The 16,592-nt window shown below is 72.3% G+C and carries 14 protein-coding genes and 1 tRNA gene; 8 read left to right on the forward strand and 7 right to left on the reverse strand.

The genetic code is table 11. From position 1 onward, the window contains the following. The first annotated feature begins 82 nt into the window (after positions 1-82). Entirely contained in the window at positions 83-1,246 is a 1,164-nt protein-coding gene (locus tag ACIO1C_RS06230; protein WP_401859189.1) for a glycoside hydrolase family 3 N-terminal domain-containing protein, read from the forward strand. A 76-nt stretch (positions 1,247-1,322) separates the two neighbouring features. On the opposite strand, the gene ACIO1C_RS06235 is transcribed toward ACIO1C_RS06230, so the two are convergent. Next, positions 1,323-1,394 (reverse strand) — tRNA-Cys (locus ACIO1C_RS06235). Between the two features lie 194 nt (positions 1,395-1,588). Between ACIO1C_RS06235 and ACIO1C_RS06240 the strand changes: the two genes are divergently transcribed. From ACIO1C_RS06240 to ACIO1C_RS06255, 4 genes are all read left to right on the forward strand, one after another. Next, positions 1,589-3,046 carry an MFS transporter gene (locus tag ACIO1C_RS06240; protein ID WP_401859191.1) on the forward strand — a complete coding sequence of 486 codons (1,458 nt, stop codon included), beginning with the start codon at positions 1,589-1,591 and terminating at the stop codon, positions 3,044-3,046. A 218-nt stretch (positions 3,047-3,264) separates the two neighbouring features. Further along, entirely contained in the window at positions 3,265-5,052 is a 1,788-nt protein-coding gene (locus tag ACIO1C_RS06245; protein WP_401859932.1) for a DEAD/DEAH box helicase, read from the forward strand. 355 nt (positions 5,053-5,407) lie between these two features. Further along, complete coding sequence (locus ACIO1C_RS06250; RefSeq protein WP_161307415.1) at positions 5,408-6,049, forward strand: helix-turn-helix domain-containing protein; 642 nt, start codon at positions 5,408-5,410, stop codon at positions 6,047-6,049. A 112-nt stretch (positions 6,050-6,161) separates the two neighbouring features. Beyond that, positions 6,162-6,950 carry a S16 family serine protease gene (locus ACIO1C_RS06255; RefSeq protein WP_401859193.1) on the forward strand — a complete coding sequence of 263 codons (789 nt, stop codon included), beginning with the start codon at positions 6,162-6,164 and terminating at the stop codon, positions 6,948-6,950. Here the strand turns inward: ACIO1C_RS06255 and ACIO1C_RS06260 are convergent. The 4 genes from ACIO1C_RS06260 to ACIO1C_RS06275 all read right to left on the reverse strand — a co-directional run bounded on the left by ACIO1C_RS06260 (position 6,889) and on the right by ACIO1C_RS06275 (position 9,783). Continuing rightward, complete coding sequence (locus tag ACIO1C_RS06260; protein ID WP_401859934.1) at positions 6,889-8,274, reverse strand: MFS transporter; 1,386 nt, start codon at positions 8,272-8,274, stop codon at positions 6,889-6,891. The two genes, ACIO1C_RS06255 and ACIO1C_RS06260, sit on opposite strands and share 62 nt — an antisense overlap. 32 nt (positions 8,275-8,306) lie before the next feature. Continuing rightward, positions 8,307-8,546, reverse strand: a complete 240-nt coding sequence (locus tag ACIO1C_RS06265; protein WP_401859195.1) for a hypothetical protein — start codon at positions 8,544-8,546, stop codon at positions 8,307-8,309. Between the two features lie 76 nt (positions 8,547-8,622). After that, the gene (locus tag ACIO1C_RS06270; RefSeq protein WP_401859197.1) at positions 8,623-9,219 is read right to left on the reverse strand and encodes an ArsR/SmtB family transcription factor; all 597 of its coding nucleotides are present in this window, start codon (positions 9,217-9,219) and stop codon (positions 8,623-8,625) included. Positions 9,220-9,303: 84 nt separating this feature from the next. Next, positions 9,304-9,783, reverse strand: coding sequence for an Lrp/AsnC family transcriptional regulator (locus ACIO1C_RS06275; protein WP_401859936.1), 480 nt, complete (start codon positions 9,781-9,783; stop codon positions 9,304-9,306). A 158-nt stretch (positions 9,784-9,941) separates the two neighbouring features. On the opposite strand from ACIO1C_RS06275, the gene hppD reads away from it, so the two are divergent. Beyond that, on the forward strand, positions 9,942-11,081 hold the full coding sequence (hppD, locus tag ACIO1C_RS06280; RefSeq protein ID WP_401859937.1) for a 4-hydroxyphenylpyruvate dioxygenase: 1,140 nt from the start codon (positions 9,942-9,944) through the stop codon (positions 11,079-11,081). Between the two features lie 136 nt (positions 11,082-11,217). Here the strand turns inward: hppD and ACIO1C_RS06285 are convergent, their stop codons facing one another. Beyond that, positions 11,218-12,723, reverse strand: coding sequence for a tetratricopeptide repeat protein (locus ACIO1C_RS06285; protein ID WP_401859199.1), 1,506 nt, complete (start codon positions 12,721-12,723; stop codon positions 11,218-11,220). 97 nt (positions 12,724-12,820) lie between these two features. On the opposite strand from ACIO1C_RS06285, the gene ACIO1C_RS06290 reads away from it, so the two are divergent. Then, entirely contained in the window at positions 12,821-14,188 is a 1,368-nt protein-coding gene (locus ACIO1C_RS06290; protein WP_401859201.1) for an FAD-binding oxidoreductase, read from the forward strand. A 67-nt stretch (positions 14,189-14,255) separates the two neighbouring features. Here the strand turns inward: ACIO1C_RS06290 and ACIO1C_RS06295 are convergent, their stop codons facing one another. After that, a complete protein-coding gene (locus ACIO1C_RS06295; RefSeq protein ID WP_401859203.1) occupies positions 14,256-14,759 on the reverse strand; it encodes an SsgA family sporulation/cell division regulator in 504 nt (167 codons plus the stop codon). Between the two features lie 298 nt (positions 14,760-15,057). On the opposite strand from ACIO1C_RS06295, the gene ACIO1C_RS06300 reads away from it, so the two are divergent. Beyond that, positions 15,058-16,581 carry an RDD family protein gene (locus ACIO1C_RS06300; protein WP_401859205.1) on the forward strand — a complete coding sequence of 508 codons (1,524 nt, stop codon included), beginning with the start codon at positions 15,058-15,060 and terminating at the stop codon, positions 16,579-16,581. The last annotated feature ends 11 nt before the right edge of the window (positions 16,582-16,592 follow it).

Raw genomic sequence — 16,592 nt, forward strand, 5'->3', positions numbered from 1 at the left:
CGCCGCCGTGGGTGACGCCCGCCAGTGCTCCTGACCGTCTTCCGGGGGACGGTCGTAGGGTGCGGGGGAGAGAGGAACTCCCATGGACGCATCAGACTCGCCGCACATAGGGCGCAGGACCGTACTGGCCGGGGCAGGGGCGGCGGTCGCCGCGCTCGTGGTAGGAGGCAGGGCCCTGGCCTCGTCCACCCCGTCCCCCGCATCCACCTCGGCCTATCCACAGGCGGCGGCGGTGCCGAAGGGCCTGACCGAACGGCAGCTGGCGGGCCAGCGGGTGATCTACTCCTACCCGGGCCACACCCCACCGGCATCCCTGCTCAGGAAGATCGCCGCGGGCGAGGTCGCGGGGGTCATATTCTTCGCCGAGAACATCACGAGCGCGGGGCAGATGGCGGCGGTGGCGAAACAGCTGGAGAAGGCGAACAGGTCCAGCCCCGTCCGGCTCCCCCTCCTGCTCATGACCGACCAGGAAGGCGGCGAGGTACGCCGGCTGCCGGGCGCCCCCGCGCTGTCGGAGAAGCGGATAGGGCTGGCGTCCGACCCGGTGGCGGCGGCGAAGGCGGCCGGCACGGGCGCGGGGAAGAACCTCGCCGGGGCCGGCATGAACCTCAACCTGGCCCCGGTGCTGGACGTCTACCGCACGACCGGTGACTTCACGGACCAGGCCCAGCGTTCGTACGGCAGGAACGCGGCGCAGGTCGGCAAGCTCGGCGCGGCCTTCATCACCGCCCAGCAGCACACGGTGGTGGCCGCGACCGCCAAGCACTTCCCGGGCCTGGGCGCCGCGTCGGCCCACCAGAACACCGACCTGGGCCCGGTGACACTCACCCAGTCCCTGACCACTCTGCGAAACGTCGACGAGGCCCCGTACAAACAGGCCGTGGCGGCGGGCACGAAGCTCGTGATGCTCTCCTGGGCGGTCTACCCGGCCCTGGACGCAAAACACCCGGCGGGCCTGTCCGCCGCCGTGGTCAAGGAACTCCGCACCCACGTGGGCTTCAAGGGAGTCACGATCACGGACGCACTGGAGGCCAAGGCGATCAGCCACACCCTCACGACGGCCCAACGCGCGGTCCTGGCGGCCGAAGCGGGCATGGACCTCCTCCTGTGCTCCTCCCGCGAGGTGTCCCAGGGCGAGTCGGCGGTAACGGCCCTGACAACCGCCCTGCACCACAACACCCTCCCGGCCACCCCGTTCCACGAAGCGGTCTCCCGCCTGACGGCCCTGCGCGCCGCCCTGCGCTGACCACCCTCGTCGCGAGCCGCCCGTGAACGCCGATCGGCCGCCCCCAGCGCATGGGGACGGCCGATCGTCTCTTCGGAGGCCGTGGCGGGAATCGAACCCACGTAACTCGCTTTGCAGGCGAGCCCCTGAACCACTCGGGCACACGGCCAGTGTGTTGCTCTGTTCATGACCGTAGGCGCGTGGGTCGTCACGCTCAAGAGTGGCGGGGGGCGCGCAACGGGACTGCCACACTCCGTTCACGCGGGGGCGGGACGGCGGGGTGGGGGGCGTACGACCAAGGGACCAGGGGGGATCCGTCCCGCGACAGGGATCAATGGGGTTCATGCCCCTTACCCTGGGCCTATGAACGCCCTCGAACCCGGCGACGCCACTGTCGCTCCCGTCGACCTGCCCGTCGAAGAACTTCCCGGTCAGGACGGGGTGCTGGGGCCGGTTCACCGGGCGCTCAGCATCGGGATCGTGTCCGTCGTGCTGCTCATCGCCTTCGAGGCGACCGCCGTCGGGACCGCGATGCCGGTGGCCGCGCGGGAGCTGGACGGGATCCCGCTGTACGCCTTCGCCTTCTCCTCGTACTTCACCACCAGCCTCTTCGCGATGGTCCTGTCCGGTCAGTGGGCCGACAGGAACGGCCCCCTCGCCCCCCTCACCACCGGCATCTCCGCCTTCGCCGCCGGGCTGCTGCTCTCGGGCACGGCCGGCACGATGGCGCTGTTCATCCTCGGCCGGGCCGTCCAGGGGCTCGGCGGGGGACTGGTCATCGTCGCGCTGTACGTCACCATCAGCCGCGCCTATCCCGAACGGCTGCGGCCCGCGATCATGGCCTCGTTCGCCGCGAGCTGGGTGATCCCCTCCGTCGTCGGGCCGCTCGCCTCCGGCACCGTCACCGAGCACCTCGGCTGGCGCTGGGTCTTCCTGGGCATCCCCGTCCTCGTCGTGCTGCCGCTGGCCCTCGCCCTGCCCGCGATACGGCGCATGGCCTCCGGGCCCGCCGACTCCTCCGGGCCCGCGCCCGGTTTCGACCGCCGCCGGATCCGCCTCGCGCTCGGGATCTCGCTGGGCGCGGCGCTGCTCCAGTACGCCGCCCAGGATCTGCGTCCTCTCTCGGTCCTTCCGGCCGTCGGTGGGATCGTGTTCTTGGTGCCTGCCGTCCTTGGGCTGCTGCCGCCCGGCACGTGGCGGGCAGTTCGCGGCCTGCCCGCCGTGATCCTGCTGCGCGGAGTGGCCGCCGGGTCGTTCATCGCCGCCGAGAGCTTCGTACCGCTGATGCTGGTCACCCAGCGCGGGCTGTCCCCGACGATGGCCGGCCTCTCGCTCGCGGTGGGCGGCCTGACCTGGGCGCTCGGCTCGTACATCCAGTCCAGGCCGCGCCTGGAGCCCCACCGGGTGCGCCTGATGACGGGCGGCATGGTGCTGGTCGCCGCGGCGATCGCGACCGCGCCGACCGTACTGATCCAGTCCGTCCCCGTCTGGATCGTCGGGGTGGCGTGGGGCGTCGGCTGCCTCGGCATGGGCCTCGTCCTCGCCTCGACGAGCGTGCTGCTCCTCAAGCTCTCCGCGCCGGAGGAGGCGGGCCTCAACTCGGCCGCCCTCCAGATCTCGGACGGCCTGTCGAACGTGCTGATGCTGGCGGTGGGCGGCGCGGCGTTCGCCGCGCTGGGCGGCGGCTCCGTGGGCGGCCACGCGGTCTCCACCGCGACGGGCTCCCACCCGGCGGCCTTCGCCGCGGTCTTCCTGCCGATGGCCGCGGTGGCGCTGGTCGGGGTCTGGGTGGCGACCCGGGTGCGGCCCGTACGGACATGACGAGCTGCGGGTGGTGAGGTGGGACGTGGGGGCGTTTCGTGCGGTTCTGGCCGGTTGGGTACGGAACGTGGTGCCCCCGGTGTGACCCTCGCCGCACCCGCGCGACCCGGACCTCGTTCGTACGAGGATCTCCCCGGGCCCCCGATAAGGTGGCCCGGTTGTCGTACGTAAGCCCGCGCGGCGCGATCGCCCGCACACCCACGTCCGAACCGGAGACCGTGACTACTACCGCCTCCTCACACCACCTTTCACCCGCCTTCCCCGGCCGGGCCCCCTGGGGTACCGCCAACAAGCTGCGCGCCTGGCAGGAGCGGGCGCTGGAGCGGTATCTCCAGGAGCAGCCCCGGGACTTCCTCGCCGTCGCGACGCCCGGCGCCGGGAAGACGACCTTCGCGCTGACCCTCGCCAGCTGGCTGCTGCACCACCACGTGGTCCAGCAGATCACCGTCGTCGCGCCCACCGAGCACCTCAAGAAGCAGTGGTCGGAGGCGGCCGCGCGGATAGGGATCAAGCTCGATCCCGACTACAGCGCGGGCCCGTTGAGCAAGGAGTACGACGGCGTCGCCATCACGTACGCGGGTGTCGGCGTCCGGCCCATGCTGCACCGCAACAAGTGCGAGCAGCGCAAGACGCTCGTCATCCTCGACGAGATCCACCACGCCGGTGACTCCAAGTCCTGGGGAGAGGCCTGCCTGGAGGCGTTCGAGCCCGCGACCCGGCGCCTCGCGCTCACCGGTACGCCGTTCCGGTCCGACACGAACCCCATCCCCTTCGTCGCGTACGAGGAAGGCAACGACGGCATCCGCCGCTCGTCCGCCGACTACACGTACGGGTACGGGAACGCCCTCGGCGACGGCGTCGTCCGCCCCGTCATCTTCCTGAGCTACAGCGGCAATATGCGCTGGCGCACCAAGGCCGGCGACGAGATCGCCGCCAAGCTCGGCGAGCCGATGACCAAGGACGCGATCTCCCAGGCCTGGCGCACCGCGCTCGACCCGCGCGGCGACTGGATGCCGAACGTGCTGCGCGCCGCCGACCGGCGGCTCACCGAAGTGCGCAAGAGCATCCCGGACGCCGGCGGGCTTGTCATCGCCAGCGACCAGGACTCGGCGCGCGCGTACGCCAAGCTCATCCGGGAGATCACCGGGGACAAGGCGACCGTCGTGCTCTCCGACGACACCGGCGCCTCCAAACGCATCGACGACTTCACCCACAGCGGCGACCGCTGGATGGTCGCCGTCCGCATGGTGTCGGAGGGCGTCGACGTGCCCCGCCTGGCCGTCGGCGTGTACGCCACCACGATCTCCACGCCCCTCTTCTTCGCCCAGGCCGTCGGCCGCTTCGTGCGCTCCAGGCGCCGGGGCGAGACCGCGTCGGTCTTCCTCCCCACCATCCCGAACCTCCTCGGGTTCGCCGGTGAGATGGAGGTCGAGCGCGACCACGTACTCGACAAGCCGAAGAAGGCCGGCGAGGACGACCCGTACGCCGAGTCCGAGAAGGAGATGGCGGAGGCCGAGAAGCAGCAGGACGAGGACACCGGCGAGCAGGAGTCCCTGCCCTTCGAGGCCCTGGAGTCCGACGCCGTCTTCGACCGGGTGCTCTACGACGGCGCCGAGTTCGGCATGCAGGCGCATCCGGGCAGCGAGGAGGAGCAGGACTACCTCGGCATCCCCGGACTGCTGGAGCCGGACCAGGTCCAGATGCTGCTCCAGAAGCGCCAGGCCCGGCAGATCGCGCACAGCCGCAAGAAGCCCGACACCGAGGCGGACCTGCTCGAACTGCCCGCCGAGCGGCGGCCCGTGGTCTCCCACAAGGAGCTGCTGGAGCTGCGCAAGCAGCTGAACACCATGGTCGGCGCGTACGTCCACCAGAGCGGCAAACCCCACGGCGTCATCCACACCGAACTGCGCCGCGTGTGCGGGGGACCGCCCAGCGCCGAGGCGACGGCCGGGCAGCTGCGCGAGCGGGTCAAGAAGGTCCAGGAGTGGGCCACCCGGATGCGGTGACCCCGCCGCCCGTTCCCTTCCCCGGAGCGCGGACACGCCCCAGGACCGCGCCGGGGAAGGGTGCGCGAGGGGTGCCCGATATAAGCCGACTGTTCCTCGGAAGTGCTTGTTCATTCTGTTTTGGGTGCTGAACTCGGCCTAACTCACCTCCCGTGCCCGGATTCTGGACGAGGTCTTCCGCTCAGCGGTGCCGATCGCTACTGTCCCCGCAATGCATACGCCCCGTGGCAAAGCCGCCTCGGAGCGCAGCCGGTGCGCCAAGGCTCGCCGCCGGCCTCTCCGTGCGTCGCCGATGGGACCGGTGCCGTCACACCGTGAGAGAGCCGTCGCCACTCACTCCGAAGGAGAGGGCGTCGTGACCGCGGAGACATCCCAGACGCTCGACCGGGGACTACGTGTCCTCAAACTGCTCGCCGACACCGACCACGGCCTGACCGTCACCGAGCTGTCCAACAAGCTCGGCGTCAACAGGACGGTCGTCTACCGGCTGCTCGCCACGCTGGAGCAGCACGCGCTGGTCCGCCGCGACCTGGGAGGCCGGGCCAGGGTGGGCCTCGGAGTGCTGCGCCTGGGCCGCCAGGTGCATCCGCTGGTACGGGAAGCCGCCCTGCCCGCCCTGCGCTCCCTCGCCGAGGACATCGGCGCCACCGCGCACCTGACCCTCGTCGACGGCGCCGAGGCCCTGGCCGTCGCCGTCGTCGAACCCACCTGGACCGACTACCACGTCGCCTACCGGGCCGGCTTCCGGCACGCCCTGGACCGGGGCGCCGCCGGCAAGGCCATCCTCGCCGCCCGGCAGAACGCGCTCACCGAGCCCCTCTGCACCCTCACCCAGGGCGAGCTGGAGGCGGGCGCCAGCGGCGCCGCCGCCGCGCTGATCGGCGTGACCGGCATAGAGGGGAGCGTGGGAGTGGTGATGCTCGCCGACTCCGTGCCGGAACGGGTCGGCCCGCGCGTCGTGGACGCGGCCCGCGAGGTGGCCGACGCCCTGCGCTGAGCGGCGGGGACAGCCGCGGGGGTGACGGGGGAGCGGCGGACCGTACGTGACGGGCCCGCCCCGACCCCGGCCACCCCGACGCCGTCCCCGTGGCGGCCGATACATTGACACCGTGCCTCCTCGTCTCTCGCGCCCCCTCAGTCTCGGTCTCTGCGCCCTCCCGGTGGTCGCGCTGCTCGCCGTCGCGGGCGCCGCGCCGCTGCCGTACGCCGTGGCGCAGCCCGGACTGACCGCGGACGTCCTCGGTTCGGACCAGGGGCAGGAGGTCATCACCATCAAGGGCGCGCCCACCCGCACGACGAAGGGGCAGCTGCGGCTGACGACCATCGTGGCGACCGGGCCGTCCGCCGACGTCGACCTGGCCGACGTGGCCAAGGGCTGGTTCCGTACCGACGAGGCCGTCCTGCCGCGTGACGCGGTCTACCCGTCGGGCCAGTCCGACCAGGAGATCCAGCGGCACAACACCCGCGACATGGCGGACTCGCAGGATTCCGCGACCGAGGCCGCCCTCGGCTTCCTGGGCGAGGACCCGGAGAAGGTCGACGTCAGCCTGCACCTCGCCGACGTGGGCGGCCCCAGCGCCGGGCTCCTCTTCGCCCTCGGCATCATCGACAAGCTGGACGGCGACGGCTCGGGCGGCGACCTGACCGGCGGCCGCACCATCGCCGGTACGGGCACGATCGACGGGGCCGGCAAGGTCGGCGCGGTCGGCGGGGTGTCCTTGAAGACCCAGGCCGCCGGCCGCGACGGGGCCACGGTCTTCCTCGTACCGAAGGCGGAGTGCGGGGACGCCAAGGCCGAACTGCCCACGGGCATGCGGCTCGTGCCGGTCACCACCCTCAAGGGCGCGGTGTCGGCCCTGCGGGCGCTGGAGAAGGGCGGCTCGGTCCCGAGCTGCTGACCCCGGCGGCTCCGGCAGGCCGATCGGCCACGGCCGCCACGGCGGCCTCCTCGGAGGCGCCGCCCGCCCGGTCCCGTACCGGTGCGCGCTCCATGTCCCGCCAGGCGGGGAAGACCAGCGGGCTCAGCGTCGCCAGCAGGTAGACCCCTCCGAAGGCCAGCATCGCGTGACCCAGCCCCGCCCGTTCCACCAGCAGACCGGCCACCAGCCCGCCCAGAGGCATGGTCATCTCCACGCCCGCCATGGTCACCCCCGACACCCGGCTGCGCAGTTCCGTCGGCACCCGCTCGAAGATGACCGTGGTCAGGATCGGGTTGAGCACCCCGGCCGCGAGCCCGCCGGCCGCCATCGTCACCGCCAGCGGCACCGTCCCGTCCACCAGCGCCCCCACCACATACCGGGGCGCCCCGCATATGAGGAACGCCACCGCGAACACCACACGCCGGGGGAAGCGGTCGCCGAACGCCCCGTACAGCAGGGCCCCGAGCAGCGCGCTGCCGCCGAACACGGCCGTCAGCAGCCCGAGATCGGTGGGGCCGCCCAGATCCTCCCGCGCGTGGACCGGCAGCAGGACCGCGCCCCAGCCTTGGTCGAGGCCGTTGGTGATCATCACCATGACCGTGATCCCCAGCAGCAGGCGCGTGCGGACCAGGAAGGCGTAGCCCTCGCGCAGCTCCGTGCGGTACCGCTTCACGGAGACGGGCGCGAGGCGCTGCGGCTCGGCCGCGCGCACGCCCCGTACCCCGGCGGCTATCAGCGCCGCCGAGACGGCGAAGGTCGCCGCGTCCAGGAGCAGGACCGTCTCGGCGCCGAGGAACGCGATCAGCACACCCGCGAGCGCCGCCCCGAGCATGCGGGCCCCGCGCGAGACGGCGTCGAGGAGACTCGCGGCCCTGGGCATGGTCGTCCCGGCGCGCTCGGCGAGGTCGGGGACGAGGACGGAACGCGCCGTGAGACCGGGCGTGTGCACCAGACCGCTGAGGGCCATCAGCACGCACAGCATCCAGAAGTCCAGCGCCCCCGCGAAGTGCAAGAGCGGGACGGCGGCCACCGCGACCGCGCACACCAGGTCGGAGGCGATGGACACCCGGCGCCGTCCCAGCCGGTCGATGACCGGGCCGACGACAACGGCCGCGATCACCACCGGGAGCGTCGCGCAGAAGGCGACGATCCCGGCCCGTCCCGCGCTGCCCGTGGTCTGGAGGACAAACCACGGGACGCCGATCAGGGTCAGTGAACTCCCGGCGATGGAGACGGTGTTGGCGGCGAGGACCGCGGTCAGCGGCCGCCTGTCGTACCCGGGCGCGGCGCTGTTCCCGGCCACGGCCCCGGCCCCGGGTGCCGCCTTCCGGCGGCTCACGCGAGGGGGATTTCTCGTGCGGGGGGACGGCTCGCGAGGCGCAGCCCCAGCTCCACCATCGTCCAGCCCAGCCGCGCCCGGAGATCATGCGACGCGAGGTCCGGCTCCCCGGGCGAGGCGGCGCGCGGAGCGAGTGCGGCGCGTGAGACGGCGACCGCGCGCCGGTCCTCGTCGGCCTGCCTCCGTAGCTCGGTGGAGTGCTCGCTGTGCAGCATCAGGTGAATGTCGGCATGCATGAGGAACCCCCGGGTCGCGATCGATGGTGGGGCGCCGAGGTGTGGGGCGCCGTGAGGAACGGTCGGTACGGTGTGGTCAGTCGTCGGCCTGCGGCAGCGCGTGGAGATGGACGCGCACCTGCGCCACGTTCTCCGCGTCCTCCGGAAGAGCGCGTTCCCGGTAGCTCTCGATGAGCGCGTGCGCCTCCGCGTTCATCTCCGCCGTCAACTCCGGTGTCAGCCGCAGCGTGTAGTCGCTGAGGTTCGCGCTCCCGTGCCACTCCACCGGCCAGTCGATGGCGGAGTGGACCCAGGTGGACACCTCCCGGGCGTGGGAATCCGCCAGCTCTTCCAGGAAGACCTCCACGGCCGTGCGGGTGCTCGGGTCGGAGTCCGTGTACAGGGAACGGTCGAGGCTCGTGCCCTGACGGGCCGCCTTCCACCAGCGCTCGCGCCCCTTGCCCAGCTCCGGCGCGTCCTCCACGAACCCGTACGTGGCCAGCTGCCGCAGGTGGTAGCTGGTCGCACCGCTCGACTCGCCGAGCCGCTCGGCCAACTGGGAGGCCGTGGCGGGGCCGTGGTGCCGCAGGGCGGCGAGCAGGCGCATCCGTATCGGATGGGCGAGCCCGCGGAGGGTGTGCGGGTCCAGGGCGTGGACGTCGTCACGGGCGGAGGGGCGCGAAGCTTCTGGCATGCCTCCACGATAGACATGCAAAGGATTCGATGCAAGCATTTCTTTGCAACCAATCTTTTGCATCGTCTTCTTTGCATGCCCGGCTCACCCGGCCTCGGAATCCCCCGCCGCCTGCTCCACCAGCGGGATGATCCGCAGCGGTACGGGGTTCTCCATCACGATCGCCGTCGACGCCCGCATGATCCCCTCGAACCCCACCACCCGGTCGATCACCCGCTGGAGATCCGCGTTCGAACGCGCCACCAGCCGGCACAGCATGTCGCCCTGCCCCGTCGTGGTGTGCAGCTCCAGCACCTCCGGAACGGTCGCCAGATGGGACCGTACGTCCGCGCCCTGCCCCTGCTTGATCTCCAGCGTCGCGAAGGCCGTCACCGGATAGCCGAGCGCCGCCGGATCCACCGTCGGGCCGAACCCCCGGATCACCCCCTGCGCCTGGAGCCGGTCCAGCCGCGCCTGTACGGTCCCGCGCGCCACCCCGAGCCGCCGCGAGGCCTCCAGCACCCCGATCCGGGGCTCCCGCGCCAGCAGCACGATCAGCCTGCCGTCGAGTCCGTCGATACCCATGACCGTCTCCCCGAGGTCGAACCATGGCCGTTCCATGGTCACTCTGTGCAGATCGCCCCGTCATTCTCGCCCCCCACCGGACAGATTGCCCAGTGAAGCCGCGAACTGTTGCGCACCTTGTGGAACGGGGTGACGCTGAGCCCATGGCAGACACCTCGATGCACCTCGGTACCGCTCCCGACACCGCGCGCGCCGCCGACCCCTTCCCGGTCAAGGGCATGGACGCGATCGTCTTCGCCGTCGGCAACGCCAAGCAGGCCGCGCACTACTACGCCACGGCCTTCGGCATGAAACTCGTCGCCTACGCGGGGCCGGAGAACGGCAGCCGGGAGACGGCGAGTTACGTCCTCACCAACGGCGCCGCCCGCTTCGTCCTCACGTCCGTCATCAAGCCCTCGACCGACTGGGGCCGCTTCCTCGCCGCGCACGTCGCCGAGCACGGCGACGGAGTGGTCGACCTGGCCATCGAGGTGCCCGACGTCCGGGCCGCCTACGCCTACGCCACCGGGCACGGCGCACGCGGCATCGAGGAGCCGTACGAGACCAAGGACGAGCACGGCACCGTCGTCCGCGCCGCCATCGCCACGTACGGCGAGACCCGCCACACCCTGGTCGAGCGTTCCTGTTACGACGGCCCCTACCTGCCGGGCTTCGCCGCCGCCGACCCGATCGTCGAGCCCCCCGCCAAGCGCACCTTCCAGGCCGTCGACCACTGCGTGGGCAACGTCGAACTCGGCCGGATGAACGAGTGGGTGGGCTTCTACAACCAGGTGATGGGCTTCACCAACATGAAGGAGTTCGTGGGCGACGACATCGCCACCGAGTACTCCGCGCTCATGTCGAAGGTCGTCGCGGACGGCACGCTCAAGGTGAAGTTCCCCATCAACGAGCCCGCCCTCGCCAAGAAGAAGTCGCAGATTGACGAGTACCTGGAGTTCTACGGCGGGGCCGGCGTCCAGCACATCGCGCTCGCGACGAACGACATCGTCGCGTCCGTAAGGGCCATGCGGGCCGCGGGAGTCCAGTTCCTCGACACCCCCGACTCGTATTACGACACCCTGGGCGAGTGGGCGGGGGAGACGCGCGTCCCCGTCGAGACGCTGCGCGCGCTCAAGATCCTGGTGGACCGCGACGAGGACGGCTACCTGCTCCAGATCTTCACCAAGCCCGTCCAGGACCGCCCGACGGTCTTCTTCGAAATGATCGAACGGCACGGTTCGATGGGCTTCGGGAAGGGCAACTTCAAGGCGCTCTTCGAGGCGATCGAGCGCGAGCAGGAGAAGCGCGGCAATCTCTGACGTGCCGCTTCCGCACGGGTGTTGAACGCTTGGACGCCGTACGGCCCCACGGAAACTGACCCGTGGGGCCGTACCCGTCCCCTGTCCGCCCGCCGAACACACGCGCCCGGACACGCGCCCGGACACACGCCCGGACCTACTCCGCCTCCGCCGAGAGACCCGAACCCGCCTTCCCGTACATGTCCTTGGGACCCCCCGCCGCCGGTTCCCCCAGCGCGTCCAGCGCCTCACGCGCCTTCGGCGCCAGCAGCGGCGAGAAGGCCGGATGGGTGCGCAGCGCCTCCCCGACATGGCGGCGCGCGGCGCCGGTCATCTCCAGCGAGCGCTCGATCTCGCCCCGGTGGTACGAGAACAGCGCGCTCCGCCTGCCCTGTTCCGTCGCCTTCTTCGCGTACGTGAGAGCCTCCTTGCCCTGACCCGTACGGAACAGCGCCCACCCCAGCGCGTCCGCGACCTCCATGCTCCGGTGCTGCCGCGCCCACTCCGCCCGCAGCCGCTCCACCGCCGACTTCGGATCCCCGTGGTCGGTCTCGAAGCGCGCCAGGACCAACTCCTCGTTCACGCCCTGCGCCTGCGCCTCCTCCGCGCGGGCGCGCAGCGCCGCGTACTGGCTCTGCGCGTCGCCGTCCAGCCCCCGCGCGTCGTACAACTCGCCCAGTTCCAGGGCGTACTCGGGCCTCGGCACCTCCTCGATCGCCCGCTGGTACGTCGTGTACGCCTCTTCCGTACGGCCCAGCGCCGCCAGCGCCCTCGCCCGCCCCGCCAGGGACGCGGCGTGGTTCCGTACCGCCTTCAGCGCGGCGTCGTAGTGACCCAGCGCCTCCGCCGGCTCACCCCGCTCCCAGGACAACTCGCCCTGCGTGTACAGCGCTTCGGCCTTCTCCGCCGGCGAGGCCGCGCGTGCCGTCGCCTCGACCGCCTTCGCCGCCGCGTCCTCGCGCCAGCCCCGGTCCCGGTAGACCTCCGCGGACCGCTCCAGCACGGGCGCGCCCGAGTGCAGCTTCTTGAGCCTGTCGAGCGCCCTGCCCGCCGCCGCGTAGTCGCCGAGACCGTTGTACGCGTCGATCAGCACCGGGTACGCGGCCCAGCGGCCGGGCTCCCGCTTCCGAACCTCCTCGCCCCACTTCTTGGCGGCGCCGTAGTCGTGCCGGGCGTTGGCGAGCGCGCCGAGACCGATCAGCGCGTCCGTACGGCCGGACGCGCCGGCGGACACGCCGGCGGACACGCCGGCGGACACGCCCTTCCCGCGAGAGCCCGAGCCCGCCCCGCCCGCCCCGCCCGGCAGCACCTGGAGCGACCGCCGCAGCGCCCGGTCCGCCTTCGGGAAGTACGCCGGATCCGCCCCCCGTACCCCCCGCTCCACATACGCCGAGCCGAGCACCGCCCACGCCCCGGCATCCTCGGGATGCGTCCGTACCCGGTCCTCCCGGCCCCGGACGAGCGCGTTCAGGTCCGGCAGCGCCGCCGGCGCCCCCGCCCCCACCGCGGCCAGCGCACGGGCCTCGGGGCCGGGCGCCCGCGCCGGTTCCTCCCCCCGGTCCGGCACCACCAGCAGGACACCGGCGACCAGCGCTCCGCCGACCCCGGCGGCCAGCGCCGCCCGCCTGACCTGCTTGAGCTGATCCGTCTTCATGGCGTTCATGCTGATTACTGTGCGTCAATACGAAGAGCACACCCGCTCCCGCGTGGTGGATCGCAGACGGGTTCACACCGATGGCCCCGGATGCGACGCTGGGATCATGGACGATCTCCTCGCACAGCTGCGGGCAGGACTGCCCGGCGAAGCCCTGATCACCGACCCCGACATCACGGCGTCCTACGCCCACGACATGGCGAGCTTCTGCGAGGCGGGCACCCCGGCGGTGGTGGTCCTGCCCCGCTCGGTGGAACAGGTGCAGCACGTCATGCGTACGGCCACGGCCCTGCGCGTCCCCGTCGTCCCGCAGGGCGCCCGCACGGGCCTGTCCGGGGCCGCGAACGCCTCGGACGGGTGCATCGTCCTCTCCCTGCTGAAGATGGACCGGATCCTGGAGATCAACCCGGTCGACCGGATCGCCGTCGTCGAACCCGGCGTCGTCAACGCCACGCTCTCCCGCGCCGTCGGCGAACAGGGCCTCTACTACCCGCCCGACCCCTCCAGCTGGGAGACGTGCACGATCGGCGGGAACATCGGCACCGCCTCCGGCGGACTGTGCTGCGTCAAGTACGGCGTCACCGCCGAGTACGTCCTCGGCCTCGACGTCGTCCTCGCCGATGGACGGCTCCTCACCACCGGCCGCCGTACGGCCAAAGGGGTCGCCGGCTACGACCTGACCCGCCTCTTCGTCGGCTCCGAGGGCAGCCTCGGGATCGTCGTCCGGGCCGTCCTCGCCCTGCGCCCCCAGCCGCCGCGCCAGCTGGTCCTGGCGGCCGAGTTCGGCAGCGCGACCGCCGCGTGCGACGCGATCTGCCGGATCATGGAGAGCGGCCACACCCCGTCCCTCCTCGAACTGATGGACCGTACGACCGTCCGGGCCGTCAACGCGATGGCGAACATGGGCCTCCCCGAAACCACCGAGGCCCTCCTGCTGGCCGCCTTCGACACCCACGACCCCGGGGCCGACCTGACGGCGGTCGGCCTGCTGTGCGAGGCGGCCGGCGCCACCGAGGTCGTCCCGGCGGAGGACACCGCCGAATCCGAACTGCTGCTCCAGGCCAGGAGGTTGGCGCTCCCCGCGCTGGAGACGGTGAAGGGCACGACGATGATCGACGACGTGTGCGTACCGCGCTCCCGCCTCGGCGACCTGCTCGAAGGCATCGAGCGGATCGGCGAGAAGTACGGGCTCACGATCGGCGTCTGCGCCCACGCGGGCGACGGCAACACCCACCCGACCGTCTGCTTCGACGCGGCGGACCCCGACGAGTCCCGCCGCGCCCGCGAGTCCTTCGACGAGATCATGGCGCTCGGACTCGAACTGGGCGGCACGATCACCGGCGAACACGGCGTCGGCGTACTGAAGAAGGAATGGCTCGCGCGCGAACTGGGGCCGGTGGGATTGGAGTTGCAGCGGGGCATCAAGCAGACCTTCGACCCGCTCGGCCTGTTGAACCCGGGCAAGCTCTTCTGACGTCACGTCCCACCGGTCCTGGCGGTCACCCCACCGATCCTGGCAATCACCCCGCCGGTCGTGGCGGTCACCCCGCCTCCATCTCCCCCTCGGCGGAGTCGGCCGGCTCCGCCGACTCGTCCGAGGGCCACGGGTCCCGCAGCCACAGGTCGTCGGCGGGCGCCGGGGCCAGCAGCCCCGCCAGCCCCTCCTCGATGCCGAGCCGCTCGCACTCCGTCCCCGGCGGCACGATCCGCAGCGTTCGCTCCACCCAGGCCGACACGGCCACGGCCGGCGCCTCCAGCAGCGCGTCACCGTCCGGGGAGGTGAGGGCCACACACAGGACGCTGCGCCCGCCGAACTTCGTCGGCCAGATCCGTACGTCACCGTGCCCGCACGGCCGGAAGATCCCCTCCACGAGGAGTTCACGGGCGAAGGTCCAGTGGACGGGAGCCTCGGAGCCGATGTGAAAGGCGATGTGCACGGCGCACGGATCGTCCGTGCGATAGGTCAGCCGGGCCGGGACGGGGATGCTGCGCTCGGGCGACAGCACCAGGTTCAGCTCCAGCTCGCGTTCCACCACGGTGTGCATGGGCGGCACTTCCTCTCTCGGTACGGGCCCTGACGGCGGGCCGTACCGGAAGAGAGCGCGGTACGGACGATTCATGACGCGACTTCGCGGTGCGACTTTTCGACACGACTCCGAAAGTGGCCTCCGGGGGCGGCGCACGCCCCGCGCGTGCGCCTGATCGCGTGCTTCCGGACCCTCGCCCTCTGTGCCGTCACTCTGACCGGAAAGTGGCTCAAACGACAGGAGCGGCCATGGGGACCCCGGTGGTCTGATAGATGTGGACTCTGAATTGGCTCAGAGGAGATACGGGACCACGGTGATGAGCGCCCCAACCTCGGCGACCGGAGACGGCAACCCCGCTCCCGGCTACTACCCCGATCCGTCCATCCCGGGATACGTCCGGTACTGGAACGGAGCAGCGTGGGTGCCCGGATCGAGCCGCCCCGCACCGCCCGGTGCCGAGGCGGCGGCGTCCGGCGCGCCCGCGGTGCCCGCCGTCGAGGAGACGGGACCGGTGTTCTTCGACGAGGAGGCGCGGGCCGCCGAACAGCCCCGCCAGGAACCGGCGTCCGCGTGGCAGGCCGACGTCTCACGGCAGACCGGCTTCGGCGGCGAGCGGGACAACCGCGTCTCGTGGGGGGCTCCCGCCCAGGACCCGCGCGTCCCGAACCCGTCCTCCGAGCCCGCCGCGCCGCGCCGCGACGTCCCGTTCCCCGCACGCGTCGACCCCACGGGCGGAGCCCTGCCGGGGGTCCGCGCGCTGGGTCCCGGTACGGACGACGGCGCGCCCGTCACGGACGGCACGGTCGCGATCCGCGCCATGCGCCGCGGTGTCCCCTCGGGACCGGGCGCGGGTACGGGCAGTGGCTCTGGTACGGGCACGGGCACGGGAGCCGACACCGGCGAGGGCGGTACGGACCGGCCCGCCGCCGTCCCCGGCCAGATCCCGTCCTCCGGGGCGGCGAACCAGCCTCCGGTCGACAGCACGGTCGCCATCCGTGCCCTGCGCGCGGCGCGCCGCGCCAAGGACGAGGACGCCGTGGCGGGCGGCCGTACGGGCCAGGCGGACGGCGCGCTGTCGGTCCGCTCCATGACCCCCGGCGCGGGCGGGGCGGGCACCGTACCCCCGCAGTCGCAGAAGGAGTCCCGGCAACAGGCGCCGCAACCATCACCCGAGCAAGCCCAGCAAGCCCAGCAGGCCCAGCAACCGCAGCAGCCCCGCCAGGCCGGCGCCGGTGGTGGCTCCGCCTCCTGGGCCCAGCAGGTGCACCAGCTCGCGCAGCCCGCGGGCGACCAGCCCGTGGTGCCGTGGAAGCCCCCGGTCAGCGACCCGTTCCTCCAGGCCGCGCAGGCCCAGGCGGCCGCCAGGCCCGGCGGGCTCGGCAAGCGGCTCGTGGCCCGGCTGATCGACACCCTCGTGCTCGGCGCGATCGTCGGGGCCGTCGCCCTGCCGCTCGCGGCCAAGGCCCGCACGCATGTGGACGACAAGATCGAGGCGGCGAAGCAGACGGGCGAGACCGTCACCGTCTGGCTGCTCGACTCGACGACGGCCGGGTATCTCGGCGCCGTACTCGGCGCGCTGCTGGTCGTCGGGGTGCTGTACGAGGCGCTGCCCACCGCCAAGTGGGGCCGCACGCTGGGCAAGAAGCTCTGCGGCCTCCAGGTGCGGGACATCGAGTCCCACGAGGCCCCGACCTTCGGCGCGGCCCTGCGCCGCTGGCTGGTCTACGGGGTGCTGGGGCTGCTCGCGGTGGGTGTGCTCAATGTCCTGTGGTGCCTGTTCGACCGGCCGTGGCGGCAGTGCTGGCACGACAAGGCCGCGCACACCTTCGTGGCGGGCTGACCGGCACGACG

The sequence above is a fragment of the Streptomyces sp. NPDC087420 genome, assembly GCF_044744165.1.
GTDB lineage: Bacteria > Actinomycetota > Actinomycetes > Streptomycetales > Streptomycetaceae > Streptomyces.